This window comes from Streptomyces sp. NPDC044033, assembly GCF_056434425.1.
The window spans coordinates 312,686-332,090 of sequence record NZ_JBWKFF010000006.1; the positions used below are offsets into that span (position 1 = coordinate 312,686).

At 72.3% G+C, this 19,405-nt stretch carries 17 protein-coding genes; 7 read left to right on the plus strand and 10 right to left on the minus strand.

Annotation, left to right across the window (positions count from 1 at the left end; translation table 11 throughout):
* Positions 1 to 138: 138 nt before the first annotated feature.
* The 6 genes from recX to AC07AB_RS14410 all read right to left on the minus strand — a co-directional run bounded on the left by recX (position 139) and on the right by AC07AB_RS14410 (position 5,617).
* Positions 139 to 885 carry a recombination regulator RecX gene (gene recX / locus AC07AB_RS14385; protein ID WP_478565359.1) on the minus strand — a complete coding sequence of 249 codons (747 nt, stop codon included), beginning with the start codon at positions 883 to 885 and terminating at the stop codon, positions 139 to 141.
* Positions 886 to 888: 3 nt separating this feature from the next.
* Positions 889 to 2,031, minus strand: a complete 1,143-nt coding sequence (gene recA / locus AC07AB_RS14390) for a recombinase RecA (protein ID WP_478565362.1) — start codon at positions 2,029 to 2,031, stop codon at positions 889 to 891.
* A 209-nt stretch (positions 2,032 to 2,240) separates the two neighbouring features.
* Positions 2,241 to 3,371: an AI-2E family transporter gene (locus tag AC07AB_RS14395; RefSeq protein ID WP_478565474.1), complete on the minus strand. Its 1,131-nt coding sequence runs from the start codon at positions 3,369 to 3,371 to the stop codon at positions 2,241 to 2,243.
* Between the two features lie 110 nt (positions 3,372 to 3,481).
* A complete protein-coding gene (locus AC07AB_RS14400) occupies positions 3,482 to 3,676 on the minus strand; it encodes a DUF3046 domain-containing protein (RefSeq protein WP_478565365.1) in 195 nt (64 codons plus the stop codon).
* A gap of 173 nt (positions 3,677 to 3,849) precedes the next feature.
* Complete coding sequence (locus tag AC07AB_RS14405) at positions 3,850 to 4,644, minus strand: ABC transporter ATP-binding protein (protein WP_478565477.1); 795 nt, start codon at positions 4,642 to 4,644, stop codon at positions 3,850 to 3,852.
* A gap of 49 nt (positions 4,645 to 4,693) precedes the next feature.
* Positions 4,694 to 5,617 (minus strand): ABC transporter permease, encoded by a 924-nt coding sequence (locus AC07AB_RS14410; RefSeq protein WP_478565368.1) that lies wholly within the window; start codon positions 5,615 to 5,617, stop codon positions 4,694 to 4,696.
* Positions 5,618 to 5,793: 176 nt separating this feature from the next.
* On the opposite strand from AC07AB_RS14410, the gene AC07AB_RS14415 reads away from it, so the two are divergent.
* Both AC07AB_RS14415 and AC07AB_RS14420 read left to right on the plus strand, forming a co-directional pair.
* Positions 5,794 to 6,414 carry a TetR/AcrR family transcriptional regulator gene (locus AC07AB_RS14415; protein WP_478565371.1) on the plus strand — a complete coding sequence of 207 codons (621 nt, stop codon included), beginning with the start codon at positions 5,794 to 5,796 and terminating at the stop codon, positions 6,412 to 6,414.
* A 220-nt stretch (positions 6,415 to 6,634) separates the two neighbouring features.
* Positions 6,635 to 7,555 carry a hypothetical protein gene (locus AC07AB_RS14420; protein WP_478565374.1) on the plus strand — a complete coding sequence of 307 codons (921 nt, stop codon included), beginning with the start codon at positions 6,635 to 6,637 and terminating at the stop codon, positions 7,553 to 7,555.
* 142 nt (positions 7,556 to 7,697) lie between these two features.
* Here the strand turns inward: AC07AB_RS14420 and AC07AB_RS14425 are convergent, their stop codons facing one another.
* Positions 7,698 to 8,006, minus strand: a complete 309-nt coding sequence (locus AC07AB_RS14425; protein WP_478565377.1) for an AzlD domain-containing protein — start codon at positions 8,004 to 8,006, stop codon at positions 7,698 to 7,700.
* Entirely contained in the window at positions 8,003 to 8,944 is a 942-nt protein-coding gene (locus AC07AB_RS14430) for an AzlC family ABC transporter permease (protein ID WP_478565380.1), read from the minus strand. The genes AC07AB_RS14425 and AC07AB_RS14430 overlap by 4 nt, the downstream gene beginning before the upstream one ends.
* 159 nt (positions 8,945 to 9,103) lie before the next feature.
* On the opposite strand from AC07AB_RS14430, the gene AC07AB_RS14435 reads away from it, so the two are divergent.
* The gene (locus AC07AB_RS14435) at positions 9,104 to 10,066 is read left to right on the plus strand and encodes an NAD(P)H-dependent flavin oxidoreductase (protein ID WP_478565382.1); all 963 of its coding nucleotides are present in this window, start codon (positions 9,104 to 9,106) and stop codon (positions 10,064 to 10,066) included.
* A gap of 66 nt (positions 10,067 to 10,132) precedes the next feature.
* Here AC07AB_RS14435 and AC07AB_RS14440 read toward each other — a convergent pair whose 3' ends face one another.
* A complete protein-coding gene (locus AC07AB_RS14440; RefSeq protein WP_478565385.1) occupies positions 10,133 to 11,005 on the minus strand; it encodes a helix-turn-helix transcriptional regulator in 873 nt (290 codons plus the stop codon).
* A 115-nt stretch (positions 11,006 to 11,120) separates the two neighbouring features.
* Between AC07AB_RS14440 and AC07AB_RS14445 the strand changes: the two genes are divergently transcribed.
* The 3 genes from AC07AB_RS14445 (at position 11,121) to AC07AB_RS14455 (ending at position 17,586) form a co-directional block, all read left to right on the plus strand.
* The gene (locus AC07AB_RS14445) at positions 11,121 to 15,815 is read left to right on the plus strand and encodes an ATP-dependent helicase (protein WP_478565388.1); all 4,695 of its coding nucleotides are present in this window, start codon (positions 11,121 to 11,123) and stop codon (positions 15,813 to 15,815) included.
* Between the two features lie 146 nt (positions 15,816 to 15,961).
* Complete coding sequence (locus AC07AB_RS14450; RefSeq protein ID WP_478565391.1) at positions 15,962 to 16,777, plus strand: Fpg/Nei family DNA glycosylase; 816 nt, start codon at positions 15,962 to 15,964, stop codon at positions 16,775 to 16,777.
* A gap of 32 nt (positions 16,778 to 16,809) precedes the next feature.
* Positions 16,810 to 17,586, plus strand: a complete 777-nt coding sequence (locus AC07AB_RS14455) for an SDR family NAD(P)-dependent oxidoreductase (RefSeq protein ID WP_478565394.1) — start codon at positions 16,810 to 16,812, stop codon at positions 17,584 to 17,586.
* A 494-nt stretch (positions 17,587 to 18,080) separates the two neighbouring features.
* Here AC07AB_RS14455 and AC07AB_RS14460 read toward each other — a convergent pair whose 3' ends face one another.
* Complete coding sequence (locus tag AC07AB_RS14460; RefSeq protein ID WP_478565397.1) at positions 18,081 to 18,269, minus strand: antitoxin; 189 nt, start codon at positions 18,267 to 18,269, stop codon at positions 18,081 to 18,083.
* 259 nt (positions 18,270 to 18,528) lie between these two features.
* Here AC07AB_RS14460 and AC07AB_RS14465 point away from each other — a divergent pair, with 259 nt between their 5' ends.
* The gene (locus AC07AB_RS14465) at positions 18,529 to 19,152 is read left to right on the plus strand and encodes a histidine phosphatase family protein (protein WP_478565400.1); all 624 of its coding nucleotides are present in this window, start codon (positions 18,529 to 18,531) and stop codon (positions 19,150 to 19,152) included.
* Positions 19,153 to 19,405: the final 253 nt, after the last annotated feature.

The window sequence follows — 19,405 nt, forward strand, 5'->3', positions numbered from 1 at the left end:
GCCGGCGGCGCCGGTATGCCGGGGCGGGCTGGTGGTACGGGCGTGCGGGTCCCCCGCCGCCATACCTTCGCCCTGGCCGCCTCGGCGGGCCACGGCCTGCGTGCTGTCCGGCCCGGCACGGCGGTACGCGCCTTGGAGCTAGGCGTCGGGCAGGTGGGCCTCCAGCAGCTCGGGGTCCTCGCCCTCCTCCTCCAGCGCACTGCGCACCACCCGCAGGGCCAGGCCCTCCGGGTACCCCTTGCGGGCCAGCATCCCGGCGAGACGCCTGAGCCGCTTCTCACGGTCCAGTCCGCGGCTCGCGCGCAGCTTCCGCGCGACGAGCTCGCGGGCGGTGCGCTCCTCCTGCTCGGCGTCGAGCTGCCCGACGGCCTCGTCGATGAGCGCGGTGTGCACTCCCTTGGTGCGCAGCTCGCGCGCGAGAGCCCGACGGGCGAGACCCCGGCTGTGGTGCCGGGACTCCACCCATGCCTCGGCGAACGCCGCGTCGTCGATCAGCCCGACGTCCTCGAACCGGGACAGCACCTCCTCCGCCACGTCCTCCGGGATGTCGCGTTTGCTCAGGGCGTCCGCGAGCTGCTTGCGGGTGCGCGGTGATCCGGTGAGCAGCCGCAGGCATATCGCCCGTGCCTGCTCACCGGGGTCGCGCGGCGCCTCATGCCTGCCGTCCGGCTCGGCGTCCTCCGCGCCGGAGTCCGGCGAGGTGCCGCCGCCCGCACGTCTGCTCGTCCCCCGGCCCGGGCCTCCGCCCGTACGGCCGCCCCCGCGACCGCCCGTACGTCTGCCGCCCGCGCGGCCCCGGCCTGGGCTCCCTTCCCACTCCCCCTCCCGGTCGCCCGGCTGATCATCCGCGCCGGGGCTGTCCGGCCAGTCGGTTCGCCGTGTCATGGGCTAGCTCTTGGCCGCCGCCGTCTTGGCGGCCTTGGTACCGGCCTTCGTCGCCGGGGCCGGGGCCGGGACCGACTTGGCCGGCTCGTCGGCCACGGTGCCTGCCGCGTCCGCGCCGGGCTCGGCCGGCACCGCCCCGGGCCTCACACCCACGCCCAGCTTTTCCTTGATCTTCTTCTCGATCTCGTTGGCGAGGTCGGGGTTGTCCCGCAGGAAGTTGCGGGCGTTCTCCTTGCCCTGGCCGAGCTGGTCGCCCTCGTACGTGTACCAGGCACCGGCCTTGCGGACGAAGCCGTGATCGACGCCCATGTCGATCAGACCGCCCTCGCGGCTGATGCCGTGCCCGTAGAGGATGTCGAACTCGGCCTGCTTGAAGGGCGGCGCGACCTTGTTCTTGACGACCTTGACGCGGGTGCGGTTGCCGACCGCGTCGGTGCCGTCCTTGAGGGTCTCGATACGGCGGATGTCGAGCCGCACCGACGCGTAGAACTTCAGCGCCCGACCACCGGTCGTCGTCTCCGGGGAGCCGAACATGACGCCGATCTTCTCGCGGAGCTGGTTGATGAAGATCGCGGTGGTCTTGGACTGGCTGAGCGCGCTGGTGATCTTGCGGAGCGCCTGGCTCATCAGCCGGGCCTGGAGACCGACGTGCGAGTCGCCCATCTCGCCCTCGATCTCCGCGCGCGGCACCAGGGCGGCGACGGAGTCGATGACGATCAGGTCGAGGGCGCCGGAGCGGATCAGCATGTCCACGATCTCCAGCGCCTGCTCCCCGGTGTCCGGCTGGGAGAGGATGAGGTTGTCCGTGTCGACGCCGAGCGCCTTGGCGTACTCCGGGTCGAGCGCGTGCTCCGCGTCGACGAAGGCGACCGTGCCGCCGGCCTTCTGCGCGTTGGCCACGGCGTGCAGCGTGAGGGTCGTCTTACCGGAGGACTCCGGGCCGTACACCTCCACCACGCGGCCACGCGGCAGCCCGCCGACGCCGAGTGCGACGTCGAGCGCGGTCGACCCGGTGGGGATGACCTCGATGGGTTCGTTCGGCCGGTCACCGAGACGCATCACGGCGCCCTTGCCGAATTGCCGTTCAATCTGTGCGAGTGCGGCGTCGAGCGCCTTCTCGCGGTCGGTACCTGCCATGGGTTCCACCCGATTTGCTTGAGTCGATCGCTTCACGTCCACGACGCTAACGCCTGCCACTGACAATCGGCCCTGACGTCGTGCCGCCCTGTGGATAACTCGGCCGGGACCGTCCCGGTAACCAGGGCCGGAGCCCCTATAAGAATGGCTGTTCGATTTCGGTGTCAAGCGCACCACGCCGCCCGGAATGGCGGGGCGGGCGGCGGAAGCGACGGGGTTCAGCCCTCGTCGTCGTGGCCGTCGGGCGGCGGATTCCGGCGCAGGGCCCGGCGCACGCGCCCCGCCGGCCTGGGCCGCCGGCGGTCGGGCAGACGCGCTTCGTCCGTGATCTCGTAGCGCCTCACATACGTGCCGAGGAACGCCTGGAGCGTCGCGGTCGCCGGGATCGCGATCAGCGCGCCCACGGCGCCCAGCAGCGCGGTGCCCGCGATCACCGACCCGAAGGCCACGGCCGGGTGGATGTCCACGGTCTTCGCGGTGATGCGCGGCTGCAGCACGTAGTTCTCGAACTGCTGGTACACCACGACGAACCCGAGCACCCACACCGCGTACCAGGGGTTCACCGTGAAGGCGATCAGCATCGGCAGCGCGCCCGCGAGGTAGGTGCCGATCGTCGGGATGAACTGCGAGACGAACCCCACCCAGATCCCGAGCGCCGGGGCGTACGGCACGCCCAGGATCTCCAGCAGTATGTAGTGGGCGACGCCGGAAACCACGGCCATAAGAGCGCGCGAGTAGATGTAACCGCCGGTCTTGGCGACCGCGAGATCCCAGGCGCGCAGCACCTCCGCCTGGCGGCTGGGCGGCAGCACGGAGCACAGCCCGCGCCGCAGCCGGGGCCCGTCGGCCGCGAAGTAGAACGAGAACAGCAGCACTGTCAGGATCCTGAACAGGCCCCCGAGCACGGTCGCGGAGACGTCGAGCACACCGCTCGCGCTGTTCTGCACGTACTTCTGCAACCAGTCCGAGTGCAGCAGGCTGTCCTGGACCTGGACCCGGTTCAGGCTGGTGCTGAAGGTCTTGTTGACCCAGTTGATCACCGAGTCGAGGTAGGAGGGGAAGTCGTCGACCATGTTGGAGATCTGGTCGGCGAGCATCGAGCCGAGCAGCGCGAAGAAGCCGGCGGAAACGACGACGACCCCGAGGAAGACCAGGCCGGTGGCGAGGCCGCGGCGCATGCCGCGCGCGGCCAGCCGATCCACCGCGGGCTCGACCGCGAGCGCGAGGAAGAACGCGATCAGGATGTTCAGCAGCAACCCGATGAGCTGGTGAAAGGCCCAGCTGGCGAGCTGGAAGCAGGCGAAGAGGACCAGCGCGAGCGCCATGGCACGCGGCAGCCAGCGAGGCATACGCGAGCCGGACGCGGGCGGCCGGCGGTCATCCTGAGCGGTCTCATCTGTCGGGGCCACGGAGGCCAGTCTGGCCCATCTGCCGCGATGTCCCCGCGTCGCCCCGCTGCTCAGCGCTTGTCGCGGGGCACGTCCATGGCGACACACACCTCGCGCCACACGTCCTTGGCGCTCCAGCCCGCGGCGAGCGCCTCGTGCACGGTCCGCCCTCCGAGCTCCGCCATCACATGATCGCGTGCGAAGGAGTCGGCGTACGCCTCACCGAAGTGATCCGCCATCCGCTGCCAGAAGACCGTCAACCGCATCCGTTCCGCTCCATACCGCTCAGCCCCGCTGCCATCCGCCACTCGCGCCCGCGGCACGGCCTCTGTGCCCGTGCCTGCCCGGCGCCCCCGTACGGGCCTCCGCACCCGCTTCCGCCCGGCCCGCCGGCACCGTCCATGACATCACCGCTGGGACCGGCGGGGTGTCGGCGGGTTCAGCGGTTGGTCTCCTTCTCGTACGCCTTGATGACCTCGTCCGTCGGACCGTCCATCAGCAGCTCGCCCCGCTCCAGCCACAGCACCCGGTCGCAGGTGTCCCGGATCGACTTGTTGTTGTGACTGACCAGGAACACCGTCCCCGCCTCCTTGCGCAGCTCCCGGATCCGCGCCTCCGACCGCTTCTGGAACGACCGGTCCCCCGTCGCCAGCGCCTCATCGATCATCAGCACATCGTGATCCTTCGCCGCCGCGATCGCGAACCGCAGCCGCGCCGCCATCCCCGACGAATACGTCCGCATCGGCAACGAGATGAAATCACCCTTCTCATTGATCCCCGAGAAGTCCACGATCCCCTGATACCGCTCCCGGACCTCCTCCCGCGACATCCCCATCGCCAACCCCCCGAGCATCACATTCTTCTCACCCGTCAGATCATTCATCATCGCCGCGTTCACCCCCAGCAACGACGGCTGCCCATCGGTGTACACCCGCCCCCGCTCCGCCGGCAGCAACCCCGCGATCGCCCGCAGCAACGTCGACTTCCCCGACCCGTTCGACCCGATCAAACCGATCGCCTCCCCCCGGTACGAGGCAAAACTCACCCCCTTCACCGCATGCACCTTCCGCACCCCCGCACCCGGCTTCCGCCGCACGATCCGGTTCAGCGCGGCCGTCGCAGTCCCCCGCCCCGAACTCCCCCCATACACCCGGTACACGATATGCAGCTCATCCGCGATCACCGTCGGAACCCGCCCCACACCCCGCCCCGAGCCCAGCCCCGCGTCCTGCACTGCACTCTGCCCCGCGTCCTGCGGCGCTGCGTCTTGTTCTGCGTTCCGCTCAGCCACGGCCGTACTGCTCCTCAGCCTTCCAGAAATACACGAAGCCCCCGGCCCCCACCACCAGCGCCCAGCCCACCGCCAGCGCCCACACATGCGGCGGCAGCTTCCCCGCACCGAAACTGTCGATCATCGCGAACCGCATCAGATCAATGAACACCGACGCCGGATTCGCCCCCAGCACCTCGATCACCCAATGCGGCGCATGCGCCTTCCGCAACTGATCCGTCATGCTGTACATCACCCCGGACGCATACATCCACGTCCGCAGAATGAACGGCAGCAACTGCGCCAAGTCCGGCGTCTTGCTCCCCATCCGCGCCATCGCCAACGCCAGCCCGGTATTGAACACGAACTGCAGCACCAACGTCGGCACAATGATCAGCCACGCCGCATCCGGATAATGCCCGCAAGCGATCAGCACCACAAACAGCACACACATCGAGAACAGCAACTGCTGCAACTGCTGCAACGCGAAAGAAATCGGCAATGCCGCCCGCGGAAAATGCAGCGCCCGCACCAGCCCCAAATTCCCCGCGATGGCCCGCACCCCCGCCATCGCCGAACTCTGGGTGAACGTAAAAACAAAAACACCCGTCACCAGGAAGGGAATATAAATCCCCATCCCGCCCATCGCCTTACCCCGCTGCATCAACACACCGAAGATAAAGAAATACACCATGGCATTCAGCAACGGCGTCGCAACCTGCCACACCTGACCCAGCTTCGCCTGACTGTACTGCGCCGTCAGCTTCGCCCGGGAAAAGGCCACAATAAAATGCCGCCGATCCCACAACTGCCGCACATACTCCCCGAGCCCCGGCCGGGCACCACTCACCGCGAGACCATGCGCGGCGGCGAGTTCCGATGGGGTCAGTGGTGCGGCTGCGGACCGTTCGAGGACGGCGGTGGAGAACTCGGTCACCTGGGAACTTTCGGTAGGGGGGCACGCCGGAAGGCAGCCGGGGCGCGACACGCGGACCCGGGGCGGCGTGAGGGCAGATGACATCACGTCGGAACGGGTGCGTTCCGTCGTTTCGTCAACGCTAGAGGAGGAGACGATGGAACACAAGCGTTCCATCGCCGAGTTAGGCTCAGTGCATGGAAAAGGAGTCCCAGAAGCCGCGTCGCGCCCCCGCGGGGGCCGCCGCGTTCCGTGAGGACGTCACCGAGGCGATCCGCGCCGCCGTCTTCGAAGAGCTGGCCACCGTGGGGTACGGGCGCATGTCGATCGAGCGCATCGCCCGCCGGGCCGGGGTGGGCAAGGCCGCCGTGTACCGCCGCTGGCGCTCGAAGCTGCCCATCGTCCTCGATGTGGTCTCCGCCCTCGCGGTCCAGGGCATGCCGACGCCGGACACCGGCACCCTGCTCGGTGACGTACAAGCGCTGCTGAAGGTGACCGCGCGGCTGCTGCAGCACCCGATGGCCGCCCAGATCCTCCCTGACCTGCTCGCCGAGGCGGCCCGCAACCCGGACATCGCCCAGGCGCTGCAAGCGGCCGTACGCGACTCCCAGCGCGGCATAGCGGAAGCGATCGTCCGCCACGCGGTGGCCCGGGGAGAGCTGTCCGCCGACACCAGCGTGGACCTCGCCCTCGATCTGGCCTGCGGCCCCCTCTACTGGCGCCTGGTCATGGTGCGCTCCCCCCTCCCGGCGGGCTATCTGGACGGGCTCGCGCGGGCCACCACCGCCGCCCTGGGCGCGGCGCGCACCGCCCGTTGAGGCGCCGCCGGGAACGAGACGGGCCGGCGAGCCCGTCCAGGCAGGGCACCGGCGGGCAAGGCGGCCGGCGCGCATAGGCGAGCAGAACGGCCCCCGCGAGCCTGCCGCGGCGGCATGGGGAACCCGCGGACCGTCAACCGCGTGCGCCCGGTCCCCGCCCTGCGGGTGCAGCCCGGCACGAGCCGCTGACCGCCGCCGTTTTCCGCCCTACGGTCTGACCATGGCCCGTTCCGGAGCATCACACGCAGACCGCGCCGAGCACTTCGTCTGGCTGACCGCCCGCGTGCTCGAACAACGCCGATTCGCCTACCACTTCCTCGACGACAGCGACCGCGCCGCCGATGCCGTCGAGACCGCGCTCACCGCCTACCTGGGGGCGGACGGCGGATACGGCTACGCCCTGGAGCCCGATCTGCGGGGCCCGGTGAGCCAGCCGCTGCACGTCGCGCACGCGCTGCGCGTACTCGACGGCATCGGACGCTGCGGCGGGCAGCGGGTGGAGCGCGTCTGCCGCTACCTGACCGGCATCTCGACCCCGGACGGCGCGCTGCCCGCGCTCCACCCCTCGCTGCGCGGCTACCCGGCGGCCCCCTGGATGCCGGTGGTGGACGATCCGCCGAGCGAACTGCTGACGACCGGCCCCGTGGTGGGGCTGCTGCACCGCAATGAGGTGTGGCACGCGTGGCTGTTCAGAGCCACCGACTTCTGCTGGGCCGCGGTCGAGTCGCTGACGAAGACGCACCCCTACGAAGTACTGGCGGCCGTCGCCTTCCTGGACGGTGCCCCGGACCGTACGCGCGCGCAGGCGGCGGCCCAGCGCCTCGGCGAGCTCGTACGGGAGCAGCGGCTGGCCGTCCTGGAGCCGGAGCGGGCGGCGGACCATCCGCTGTCCGAGGGGTACGCGCCGGGCGAGCATCACTTCCCGTACGACTACGCCCGCTCCCCCGGTTCCTTGGCCCGCCACTGGTTCTCCGACGCGGAAATGGACCGGTCGCTGGAGTTCCTCGCGCAGTCGCAGGAGGAGGACGGCGGCTGGCCGGTCAACTGGCGTCAGTGGGCGCCGGGCACGGCCCTGGAGAGCCGCCCGATGGTGACCATCGAGTCGCTGCTGACCCTGCGCGCGTACGGGCGGCCCCTGTAGGCCCCGGGTCCCCCGTCCGTCTCCGCGCGCAGCAGCGGGGCCGCCGAGGACGGTGCGGCGGTACGGGCGCGGGGCCGGGGCGATGAGCCCGGCGGCGGGCGGCCGGAAGCCGGCGGCCTGGCGGCTGCCCGGGAGGGGGCCGTCAGCCGCCGAGTGCGCGTACAGCCGCGGTGACGATGACGGCGACGGCGATCACCAGCAGGAACGGGGCGCGCAGCAGGAGTGCGACTGCCGCCGCGCCGAGCCCCGCCGCGCGGGCGTCGATGACGAGTCCGGCCCCTTCGCTCAAGGTCTGCTGCGCGGTGAGGGCGGCCAGCAGCGCCACGGGGACCAGAGTGGCGAGTCGCTTGACGAAGGGGCGGTCCAGCACCCCGGCGGGTACGGACAGGCCGAGCAGCTTGACGAGATAGCAGCCGACGGCGGTGGCTGCGATGGCGATCCAGACGTTCACCGGCTGCTGCCCTCCTCGGGGACGTCGCGGGAGACTTCAATGTCCCCAGGAGCGTTTTGAGCGCCCTTGGGGGCGTCGTGAACGTCCTCGCGTTCGTTTTGTTCGTTTTGGGCGCCCCTATAGGCGTCGTGGGCGCTGCCGGGCCTCTCCGGGGGTCGCGTCGGACGAATCGCGCGTCCCTTGAGGGCGAGCACGAGGGGTGCGGCGAGCCCGGCGGCCAGCACGGGCACCCCCGCGGGCAGCAGCGGGGTGCACCCCAGCACGAGCAGAACGGCCAGTGCCGCCGTCGCCCGCTCGACGGTGCTGGTCAGCAGCGGGGCGAGCAGGGCGAGGAAGACGGCCGGGCCGGCCGCGTCCAGGCCCCAGGCGTCGGTGTCGCCGAGCGCGGCGGCACCGGCCGCTCCCGCCAGCGTGGAGAGGTTCCACAGCACGTACAGGGTCAGGCCGGTGACGGTGAAGCCGATACGGGCGCTGCGCCGGTCCGGCTGTACGAACGTCACGATCGAGGTCTCGTCGATGACCAGCTGAGCGGCGAAGGGCCGCACGGCGCGCGGCAGCCGCAGCAGTCGCGAGAGCCGCAGCCCGTAGAAGGCGTTGCGGACGCCCAGGAAGAACGCGCCCGCCACGGCGGTCAGCGGATTGCCGCCCGCCGCGAGCGCGCCCACCAGGGCGAACTGCGAGGCTCCGGTGAAGACGAAGAGGCTGAGCGCGCAGGTCTGCGGAAGGCTCAGCCCGGCCCCCGCCGAGGCCGCCCCGAAGGCGAAACCGGAGAGGCCGACCGCCACTCCGACGCCCAGGGCGTCCCTTACGACGGCCCGGTCCTCGCGGGCCCTCGGCTCGGGAGGGGTGTCCGGCTCCTGGGAACACGGTGACCGCTCTGCCCGGCCCCTGTCTTCGGGGCCCACCGTCTGATCAGTACCTGCCGTCTGCTCTGCCACGCCCGCACGCTAGGAGCGGGGGCCTGACCCGGTCTTGTACGTTCTTGCGCTCCGTCTTTCACGGGTGAGCGGTGGTACGCGACTCATCGGGAAATCCCCCACTCGTGGGCCGTCGGGGCGGGGTGTCTCGGCTCGACGGTGGGTGTGATGATGGCGGCCATGGCGTTGTCGACTGCGTTCACGAAGTTGTTCGGGGTGCGGCATCCGATCGCACTCGCGCCCATGGGGAAATCGGCCGGTGGCGCGCTGGCCGCGGCGGTCTCGCGCGGCGGTGGGCTCGGATTGCTCGGCGCCGAGGACGGAGCCCCCGAGTGGCTGGCCCGCGAGCTGCCCCTCGTCGTGTCGGGCGCGCACAACGCGTGGGGCATCGGTTTTCTGACGTGGACGATCGATGTCGCCACGGTCGAGCGGGCGCTGGAGCACCGTCCCAGGGCGGTGATGCTGTCCTTCGGAGACCCGGGCCCGTTCGCCGAGCGCGTCCGCCGGGCCGGGGCCAAACTCATCCTCCAGGTCACCGACCTGGAGGAGGCCCGGCGAGCGGTGGACGTGGGTGCCGATGTGATCGTGGCGCAGGGCACCGAGAGCGGTGGGCATGGGGCCGAGCGGGGGAGGTCGACCCTCCCGTTCGTTCCGGTGGTGGTGGATCTGGCGGGGCCGGTTCCGGTATTGGCGGCGGGCGGGATAGCCGACGGCCGCGGTGTGGCGGCCGCCCTGGCCCTGGGCGCCGCCGGAGCGGTCATCGGCACCCGTTTCCAGGCCACGCCCGAAGCCTTGGTCGATCCCGGGACCGCCACCGCGATCGTCGAGGGCCGCGCGGAGGACACCGAGCGCAGCCATGTACTGGACATCGCCCGCGGCTCCCGCTGGCCCTCCCGGTACACCGCTCGCACGCTGGGCCATCGCTACCTCGACCGGTGGCGTGGCCGGGAGGCGGAACTCGCCGCGGACGCTCGGGCTCAGCGGGACTACCAGGGCGACGTGGCACGGGGCGAGGTGCCGCCGCATCCGGTGTGGGCGGGAGAGGGCGTCGACCTCATCACCGACCGGCCCCCCGCGGCCGATCTCGTGGCCACCCTGGCCGCTCAGGCCGAGGAAGCCCTGTCCCGAGCGGGACGCGGCTGACCGCGACACCGTTGGTGTCCCGGCGCCTCACCGGGAAGTCCCACGGCTCCCTCCTCGCCGATCGCGTCAGCCGACTAGCTGATCATCGGGAGGGGGCGGCGGGGTGAGCTCGCGGGCAGCGGTGCGCTCTCGGCGGTACGCACCGGGCGGTACGCCGACGATCCGGGTGAAGTGCCGGTTGAGGTGCGGCTGGTCGGCGAAGCCGACGGCGACCGCCGCCTCGGCGGGGGCGCTCCCGGCCTCCAGGAGCCGGCGGGCCCGGCGTACCCGGGTGTTGGTGAGCCAGGCGTGCGGCGGCATGCCGTAGGCGTCACGGAAGGCACGCAGCAGGGCGAAGGGGCTGGTGTCCAGCTCGGCCGCCAGCATCGCCAGGGACGGCGGGTCGGCTATGCGCTCTTCCAGTGCCGCCCGTGCCAGGAGCGCGTTGCGCGCCCCCGCCGTGCGGGTCGCGCGAGCGGGGAGAGCGCCGCCGTGCAGGCGCAGCAGACGGGCGAGAACGACGCGCAGCGGGCTGTCGGCGGCGAGCGCGTTGCCCTCCTCGGCCGCCCGGTGCACGGCGTTGATCATGTGGGCGGCTCCCGGGTCGTCGGCCACGAACTCGGCGAACCCCGGCGTGCCGCGGATCGTGCCCAGCTCGGCGGCGATTTCCCGGATCACGTGCGCTGCGGGGTAGAGCGTGGAGTAGGCCCACCCGTCGGGCGCCCCGGCCCGGGCGGTGTGGGCGACCTCCGGGTTGATCATGATGACGCCGCCGGAGCCGACCCGTACGGCTCCGCCCGGCAGCCCGACCCGCTCTATGCCGCGCGTGACCGCGCCGAAGGTGAACCCGTCGTGTGCGTGGCGCGGAAAGGTGTGCCGGATATATCGGGCGCGCAGCAGGTCGAGGCCCGGCAGCGCCGCGAAATGCCAGTGCCGGGCCCACTCGCTGTTCTCCGTCATCGCCCCGCGCCCCTCGTCATGGCCCCATTCTGCGCCGACCCGGCCGACCTCGCCCCTGACCTGGGGTTCTGTTGGCCAACAGCTCATTGTCAGTGGGGCGGTGCACGATGGGGTCATGGCGGACGACCCGGCTTCGGCCCTCGCAGCGTTCTCCCCCGCGACCCGTGCGTGGTTCGAGGGAGCCTTCACCGCGCCCACGGCCGCGCAGGCCGGGGCCTGGCGTGCGCTCGGTGAGGGGTCGGACGTGCTGGTGGTCGCCCCGACCGGGTCCGGCAAGACCCTCGCCGCGTTCCTCGCCTCGCTGGACGCGCTGGCCGCCACGCCGCCGCCGGCCGAGCCGAAGAAGCGCTGCCGGGTGCTGTACGTGTCGCCGCTCAAGGCCCTCGCGGTGGACGTGGAGCGAAATCTGCGCAGCCCGCTCACCGGCATCCGCCAGGAGTCCGTGCGGCTGGGGCTGCCCGAGCCCGAGGTCCGGGTGGGCATCCGCTCCGGGGACACCCCGCCCGCCGAGCGCCGGTCCATCGCCAACCGGCCGCCGGACATTCTGATCACCACCCCCGAGTCGCTGTTCCTGATGCTCACCTCGTCGGCGCGGGAGGCCCTCGCCGGGGTCGAGACGGTCATCCTCGACGAGGTGCACGCCGTAGCCGGAACCAAGCGCGGCGCGCATCTCGCGCTGTCCCTGGAGCGGCTCGACGCGCTCCTGGACCGGCCGGCCCGGCGGATCGGGCTGTCGGCCACCGTGCGCCCCGTGGACGAGGTGGCGCGCTATCTGTCGCCGCAGCGCAAGGTGGAGATCGTCCAGCCCGCCTCCGGAAAGGAGTTCGACCTCTCGGTGGTCGTCCCGGTGGAGGACCTGGGCGAGCTGAGCGGCGCTCCGGCCAGGGGCTCGGAGGACGCCGGGGACGGCGACAAGCCCTCGATCTGGCCGCATGTGGAGGAGCGGATCGCCGACCTCGTGCAGGCGCACCGCTCCACGATCGTCTTCGCCAACTCCCGGCGCCTCGCGGAGCGGCTGTGCAACCGCCTGAACGAGATCGCGTACGAGCGCGCCACCGGCGAGCCCCTGCCGGAGCACCATTCCCCGGCCGAGCTGATGGCCGAATCGGGCGCGGCTAAGGGGGCGCCGCCCGTGCTGGCCCGCGCGCATCACGGTTCGGTGTCCAAGGAGCAGCGGGCCGTGGTCGAGGAGGACCTCAAGGCGGGCCGGCTGCCCGCCGTCGTGGCCACCTCCAGCCTTGAACTGGGCATCGACATGGGCGCGGTGGACCTGGTCGTCCAGGTCGAGTCCCCGCCGTCCGTCGCCTCCGGGCTCCAGCGGGTGGGCCGCGCCGGACACCAGGTGGGCGCCGTGTCGACCGGTGTCGTCTTCCCCAAGTACCGGGGCGATCTGGTGCAGGCCGCCGTGGTGACCGAGCGGATGCGCGAGGGGGCGATCGAGTCGCTGCGGGTGCCGGCCAACCCCCTGGACGTGCTCGCCCAGCAGATCGTCGCCATGGTGTCCCTCGACGGCTGGGACGTCGACGAGCTGCTGGCCCTGGTGCGGCGCGCGGCGCCCTTCGCCTCGCTCCCCGAGTCCGCCTACACCTCGGTCCTCGACATGCTCGCGGGGCGCTATCCGTCCGACGCCTTCGCGGAGCTGCGCCCCCGCCTGGTGTGGGACCGTGTCGCCGGTACGATCGTGGGCCGCCCCGGCGCGCAGCGCCTCGCCGTCACCTCCGGCGGCACCATCCCCGACCGCGGCCTCTTCGGTGTCTTCCTGGCCGGAGCGGACCCCAAGAAGGGCGGCGGCCGGGTAGGCGAGCTCGACGAGGAGATGGTCTACGAGTCGCGCGCGGGCGACGTGTTCACGCTCGGCACCACCTCGTGGCGGATCGAGGACATCACCCGGGACCGGGTCCTGGTCTCCCCCGCGCCCGGCGTGCCCGGCCGCCTCCCGTTCTGGAAGGGGGACCAGCTCGGCCGCCCCCTCGAACTGGGCCGCGCCCTGGGCGCGTTCCTCCGCGAGATCGGCGGCCGCGCACCCGAGGAGTCGCGGGAGCGGCTCCTGGCGGCCGGCCTCGACGCGTGGGCCGCGGACAACGTCCTGGCCTACCTGGACGAGCAGCGCCGCGCCTGCGGGCATGTGCCGGACGACCGTACGGTCGTCGTGGAGCGCTTCCGGGACGAGCTCGGAGACTGGCGGGTGGTCGTCCACTCCCCTTTCGGCGCACAGGTGCACGCCCCGTGGGCACTGGCCCTGGGCGCCAAGCTCACCGAGCGGTACGGCATGGACGCCCAGGTCATGCACGCCGACGACGGGATCGTGCTGCGGCTGCCCGACGCGGACCTGATGGGGCTCGACCTCCTCGACGCCGATCCGGGGGCGCGGGGCGCGGAGTCCGACCCCGAGCGGTCGCCGGTCGGCGCGGCGGACGTCGTCTTCGACAAGAGCGAGATCGCGCAGGTCGTCACGGACCAGGTGGGCGGCTCCGCGCTGTTCGCCTCCCGGTTCCGCGAGTGCGCCGCCCGGGCCCTGCTGCTGCCGCGCCGCTCGCCGGGCAAGCGCACCCCCCTGTGGCAGCAGCGGCAGCGCGCCGCTCAGCTCCTCCAGGTGGCGAGCGAGTTCGGGTCGTTCCCGATCGTCCTCGAAGCGGTCCGCGAGTGCCTCCAGGACGTCTTCGACGTCCCCGGCCTGACCGAGCTGATGGGGGACATCGAAGCCCGCCGGGTCCGGCTCGTCGAGGTCACCACGGCCGAGCCGTCCCCCTTCGCGCGCTCGCTGCTCTTCGGCTACGTCGCCCAGTTCCTCTACGAGGGGGACTCCCCGCTGGCCGAGCGGCGCGCCGCCGCCCTTTCCCTCGACTCCCGCCTCCTCGCCGAGCTGCTCGGCCAGGCGGAGCTGCGCGAGCTGCTCGACGCCGACGTGCTCACCGAGCTGGAGAACGAACTGCAGTGGCGCACCGAGGACCGCCGCCCCAAGGACGCCGAAGGCGTCGCGGACCTGCTGCGGCTCCTCGGGCCGCTCACCGGCGCCGAGTTGGCCGAGCGCGGCGCGGACCCGCAGTGGGCGGCCTCCCTCGCCGACGCCCGCCGCGCCATTCGGGTCCGTATCGCCGGGCATGACCACTGGGCGGCCGTCGAGGACGCGGGACGGCTGCGCGACGCCCTCGGCACGGCGCTGCCCGTCGGGGTGCCCGAGGCGTTCACCGAGCCGGTCAAGGACCCGCTCGGCGACCTCCTCGCCCGCTTCGCCCGCACCCACGGCCCGTTCACCTCGGCGCAGGCCGCCGGGCGCTTCGGCCTCGGCACGGCCGTAACGGACGGGGCGCTGCACCGGCTCGCGGCGAGCGGCCGCGTCGTGCAAGGAGAGTTCCACCCCTCGGGCATCGGCCAGGAGTGGTGCGAGACCACGGTGCTGCGGCGGCTGCGCCGCCGCTCCCTGGCAGCGCTCCGCCACGAGTTGGAGCCGGTGCCACCGCCGGCCCTGGCCGCGTTCCTTCCCCAGTGGCAGCAGATCGGCACGCACAGCCTGCGCGGCGTCGACGGACTGGTGCGCGCGGTCGAGCAGTTGCAGGGCGCGCCGATCCCCGCCTCCGCCCTGGAGAAACTGGTGCTGCCCAGTCGCGTCACCGACTACGCCCCCGCCATGCTCGACGAGCTCACCGCCTCCGGCGAGGTCGCCTGGGCCGGCGCCGGGTCGCTCCCCGGCAAGGACGGCTGGATCTCCCTGTACGTGGCCGACGCCGCACCCCTGCTGCTCCCCGCCCCGCACCCACTGGAGCTCTCCCCCCTCCACCAGGCCGTTCTGGACGCCCTGGCCGGGGGCTACGGCCTGTTCTTCCGCCAGATCTCCGACCAGGTCCGCGCATCGCGTCCGGAGGCGGCGGACGCCCAACTGGCCGACGCGGTCTGGGATCTGGCCTGGTCCGGGCGGCTCACCAACGACACCCTCGCGCCCCTGCGCTCCCTCCTCGGTTCCGGCCGTACCGTCGGTTCCACGGCGCACCGCGCGAAACGCGCGGTACCACGCGGCCGTTACGGCGCTCTCACCGGCCGTTCGGGCGCGGGTCTGCGGCCCACCGCGTCGCGCACCGGGCCACCGACCGTCGCGGGCCGCTGGTCGCTGCTCCCCTCCCCGGAGAGCGAGCCGACCCACCGGGCCCACGCCCTGGCCCGTACGCTCCTCGACCGACACGGCGTCGTGACGCGCGGCGCGGTGGCCGCGGAGGGCGTCGAGGGCGGCTTCTCCGCCGCGTACCGCGTGCTGTCCGTCTTCGAGGAGAACGGCCAGGCGCGCCGCGGCTATGTGGTCGAGGGGCTGGGCGCGGCCCAGTTCGCCATGGACGGTGCGGTCGACCGGCTGCGCGCGGTGGGCAACGCCCGCGACCGCGCCATCGCCGGCGACGGACAGCCGGACGCGAAGGACGGCCGGCGTGCCGTCGTATTGGCGGCGGCGGACCCCGCCAACGCCTACGGGGCCGCTCTCCCCTGGCCGGACCCGCCCTCGGGCGTGACCCACAAACCGGGCCGCAAGGCCGGCTCCCTGGTCGTCCTCCTCGACGGGGACCTGGTTCTCTATATGGAGCGCGGCGGCAAGACGCTCCTGGCCTGGCCTGCCGACGAGCACCAGGCCGCCGGGTCCGGGGACGAGCCGCGGCTCCGGGCGGCGACCCAGGCCCTGGCCCAAGCGGCCCGCGCCGGGGCCCTGGGCACCGTCACGGTCGAGCGGATCAACGGCTCCGCCGCGCTCTCCTCCCCCATAGGCAGCGCGCTGGAAGGCGCGGGCTTCCATGCCACACCACGGGGCTGGCGCCTGCGCGCGCCGTGAGCAGGGGCCGCGGAGCGGACCACCACGGCAGGCGGGGCCCACACCGGGGAACCGCTTCGGGCCTTCCCGCGCCGGGGGATCCGGGCCGCCGCTCAGCGCAGTGCCACGAACCGCGCAGGGCCGTGCAGCGCGGCATCATGGTCCGTATGCCCGAAGGAGACACCGTCTGGCGTGCCGCGCACCGACTGCATCAGGCCCTCGCGGGCCAGTGCCTGGTCCGCTGCGATCTGCGCGTACCGCGCCTGGCGACCTCCGACCTCACCGGCCGCCGCGTCACCGATGTGACAGCGCGCGGCAAACACCTGCTGACCCGCTTCGAGGGCGGCCTCACCCTCCACTCCCACCTGCGCATGGACGGCTCCTGGCAGATCTACGCCCCCGGCGAACGGTGGCGCGGCGGTCCGCGGCACCAGATCCGCGCCATCCTCGCCACCGCCGACCGCACCGCCGTCGGCTACCGCCTCCCCGTCCTCGATCTCCTGCGCACCGCCGATGAGCCGAAGGTGGTCGGCCATCTGGGTCCCGACCTGCTCGGCCCCGACTGGGACCTCGCCGAGGCGCTGCGCAGGCTGCTCGCCGATCCCGCGCGCACCGTCGGCGAGGCGATGCTGGACCAGCGCAACTTGGCCGGGATCGGCAATGTGTACAAGTCGGAGCTGTGTTTTGTGCTGCGCGTCTCCCCCTGGCTGCCGATGGGCCGGCTGTCCGCCCCCGAGCGGCTTCCGGCGCTCGCGAAGAAGCTGCTCGAAGTCAACAAGGCCCGGCCTTCCCGCGTCACGACCGCCGACCCGCACCCGGACCGCCGCCTATGGGTGTACGGGCGAGCCGGCCGGCCGTGCCTGCGGTGCACGAGCCCCGTCCGCGCCGCCGACCAGGGCGACGGCGGTCGGGAGCGCCTCACCTACTGGTGCCCGCGCTGCCAGCCGGAGCCCGACGCTTTCCGGAACCCGCCCACCAGTTGACGGTGCGTCAGATCGAGTCGTACGGTCCCGCCATGCCCCTCACGGCGTACGACCTCACCGGACGCACCGCCTTCGTCACCGGAGCCGCCAGCGGGATCGGCCGCGCCACGGCGCTCCTGCTGGCCGAGGCCGGGGCCTCGCTCCACTGCGCCGACCTCGACGCGCAGGGCGCCGAGCAGACCGCCGACGAGATCCGCGCAAGCGGCGGCGAGGCCCGCCCCTACCCACTCGACGTCAGCGACCGCGCCCAAGTGGCGGCGGCGGTGGAGGAATCCGTACGGGCCGACGGCCGCCTCGACATCATGGCCAACATCGCGGGCATCATGCACCGCGGCACGGTCCTGGACACCTCCGACGCCGACCTCGACCGGGTACTCGCCGTCAACTTCAAGGGGGTGCTGTACGGCTGCCAGGAAGCGGCGCGCGCGATGATCGCCCGGGGGAACGGCGGCAGCATCGTCACGATGGCCTCGGGGGTGATCGACAGCGGCGCACCGGAACTGCTCTGCTACGGCGCGGCCAAGGCCGCCGTCTTCCAGCTCACCAAGACCCTGGCCACCGAGGTCGGCCGCCACGGCATCCGCGTCAACGCCGTCGCGCCGGGCTGGGTCCGTACGCCCATGACCGACCGGCACGCCGACGATGAGCAGGCGTTCGGCGAGCGGACGATGGTCCGGCTCTCTCCGCTCGGCCGAGTGGGTGACCCCCAGGACATTGCACATGCCGTACTGCACCTGGCGTCGGACGCCTCCGCCTTCACGACGGGCCAGCTCCTCCGCCCCAACGGCGGCGTCGACATGCCTTGGTGATCTCCGCCGTACCGCACCCGCGCCCCTCGGGCGGACCCTCGGGCGGCGGCGAGATTCCAGGCCGTACGCGGCCCCAAGGCGACGCGCGTCCCGGCCGTACGCCCTCGGCCCGCGGCTTTCCGCTTCGGCCCGCACGGTCCTTCTTCGACCACGGCACGCAGTGCACCGGCAGCAGGCTCAGCCCCCAGCCCCCGGCGGCGACAGCCCCTTCGACGGGGCCGACCCGTCCCGGCTCCACCAGCAGCCGGAGCGCGGCCCACCACCACATACCGCAGGCGGCGAGCGCCAACGCCCACCCCACCGGCCCGCGAGACCGGTACAAGCCCCAGAAGTCACGCCAGGCCATGGCTGCCTCCTTCGGCCGACGCTAGACCGGCGCTCCACCGCCTCGGGAGGGCGCACCGGGGGCAGAAGCGGCGTGCGGGATGTACGCACGCGCCCGTGAACCCCCGGTGCCGCCACCGGCGCCGACCCGCCGCGGCCGACGTGGGCCGTCAGGAACCGGACGGGCGGTCGTCCCCCGACCCCAGTTGGTCGTTGAGCTTCTGCTGGGCGCTGTCGACCTGACCGCTGTACTTGCCCTGGGTCTTCTTGTCGACGGCGTCGCCCGCCTTGTCCACACCCTTGCTGGCGGTATCTTCGTGGCCCTTGATCATTCCTTTGAGCTTGTCAAGCATGGACATGATCAACCTCCTTGCCTTTGGACCTGTGCTCCTCAGCATCACCGACCAGCCCGGATCCCGCATCCGCACCAGTGGTCACGACGGGCCGCCCCCCTTCTCACCAGGCCAAACGCCTTCGGCCCGACGGAACACCGACCACCGACGCCCCTGCCCACACGCTCCCGCCTCGCGGACCGTGCCGCGACCGACGGAACCACGCCGCACGCATCGGCGTCGATCAGATCACCCCAAGATCACGACCACTGACAGAGGACCGAGCATGACCGGAACGGCAACCCGTTACCTCTACCTCGCGCGGCACGGCGAGGCCACACCGGACGAGAGCGCGCTGACGGACAACGGCGCCCGGCAGTCCGTACTGCTCGGTGAGCGGCTCCGGCGCAGCCCCCTCTCCGCCGTCCATCACGGCCCGCTGCCACGGGCGGAGCAGACCGCTCAGCTGATCTGCGACCAACTCGACGGCGTTCGCCCGCAGCCGTCGGAGCCGGCCGGGGATTACATCCCCTACCTGCCCCGGAGAGAAGAACTCCCACCGGATTCCGCAGACGCCCTGTTCACCCGCCTGTCCCAATTCTCAGCCGAAGAGTGCGACCGGGGTCCGGAGTTGGCTCAGGCGGCGCTCGCGCGGTTCACCGGCCCCGTAGACGGTGACGAGCCGCGCCACGAGCTCGTCGTCACCCACGCCTTCCTCATCGGCTGGTTCGTACGAGCCGCCCTGGACGCCCCGGATTGGCGCTGGATCGGCCTCAACCACGCCAATGCCGCGTTGACGGTCATCCGCTACGCACCCGGCCGGCCCGCTTCCCTGCTCTTCTTCAACGACACGGGGCACCTCCCCGCAGAACTTCGCCGCGCCGGCTTCCCACCCGACCTCCACGTCTGACGGCACCGCTCGCCTCGCTCCCGGACATCGAGCGCCCCACCGGCTGTCCGCCCAGACGGACTGGCGCCGTCGTCCGTACGAGGAGCCGGCTCCCTCAGACAACGAGAAGCGGCCCTCACCCATCGGGGTGAGGGCCGCTGCGTTACTCCTGGCTCACACTCTTACGTCCGCATAGTGGGACGCAGCGTAAACGATCACGACATTGCGCAGAGCGCTGGAAGCACCTCTCCCGCAGGTCGGAGCCCCCTCAGCG

What these genes read in the sequence shown, in the direction of transcription:
- AC07AB_RS14395 (WP_478565474.1), bottom strand. Translation starts at nt 3,371, where the DNA reads ATGCCTCGCTGGCTGCCGCGTGCCATGGCGCTCGCGCTGGTCCTCTTC.
- AC07AB_RS14420 (WP_478565374.1), top strand. Translation starts at nt 6,635, where the DNA reads ATGGCCCGTTCCGGAGCATCACACGCAGACCGCGCCGAGCACTTCGTC.
- AC07AB_RS14440 (WP_478565385.1), bottom strand. Translation starts at nt 11,005, where the DNA reads ATGACGGAGAACAGCGAGTGGGCCCGGCACTGGCATTTCGCGGCGCTG.
- AC07AB_RS14415 (WP_478565371.1), top strand. Translation starts at nt 5,794, where the DNA reads ATGGAAAAGGAGTCCCAGAAGCCGCGTCGCGCCCCCGCGGGGGCCGCC.
- AC07AB_RS14400 (WP_478565365.1), bottom strand. Translation starts at nt 3,676, where the DNA reads ATGCGGTTGACGGTCTTCTGGCAGCGGATGGCGGATCACTTCGGTGAG.
- AC07AB_RS14445 (WP_478565388.1), top strand. Translation starts at nt 11,121, where the DNA reads ATGGCGGACGACCCGGCTTCGGCCCTCGCAGCGTTCTCCCCCGCGACC.
- AC07AB_RS14465 (WP_478565400.1), top strand. Translation starts at nt 18,529, where the DNA reads ATGACCGGAACGGCAACCCGTTACCTCTACCTCGCGCGGCACGGCGAG.
- AC07AB_RS14450 (WP_478565391.1), top strand. Translation starts at nt 15,962, where the DNA reads ATGCCCGAAGGAGACACCGTCTGGCGTGCCGCGCACCGACTGCATCAG.
- AC07AB_RS14460 (WP_478565397.1), bottom strand. Translation starts at nt 18,269, where the DNA reads ATGTCCATGCTTGACAAGCTCAAAGGAATGATCAAGGGCCACGAAGAT.
- AC07AB_RS14455 (WP_478565394.1), top strand. Translation starts at nt 16,810, where the DNA reads ATGCCCCTCACGGCGTACGACCTCACCGGACGCACCGCCTTCGTCACC.
- AC07AB_RS14435 (WP_478565382.1), top strand. Translation starts at nt 9,104, where the DNA reads ATGGCGTTGTCGACTGCGTTCACGAAGTTGTTCGGGGTGCGGCATCCG.
- recX (WP_478565359.1), bottom strand. Translation starts at nt 885, where the DNA reads ATGACACGGCGAACCGACTGGCCGGACAGCCCCGGCGCGGATGATCAG.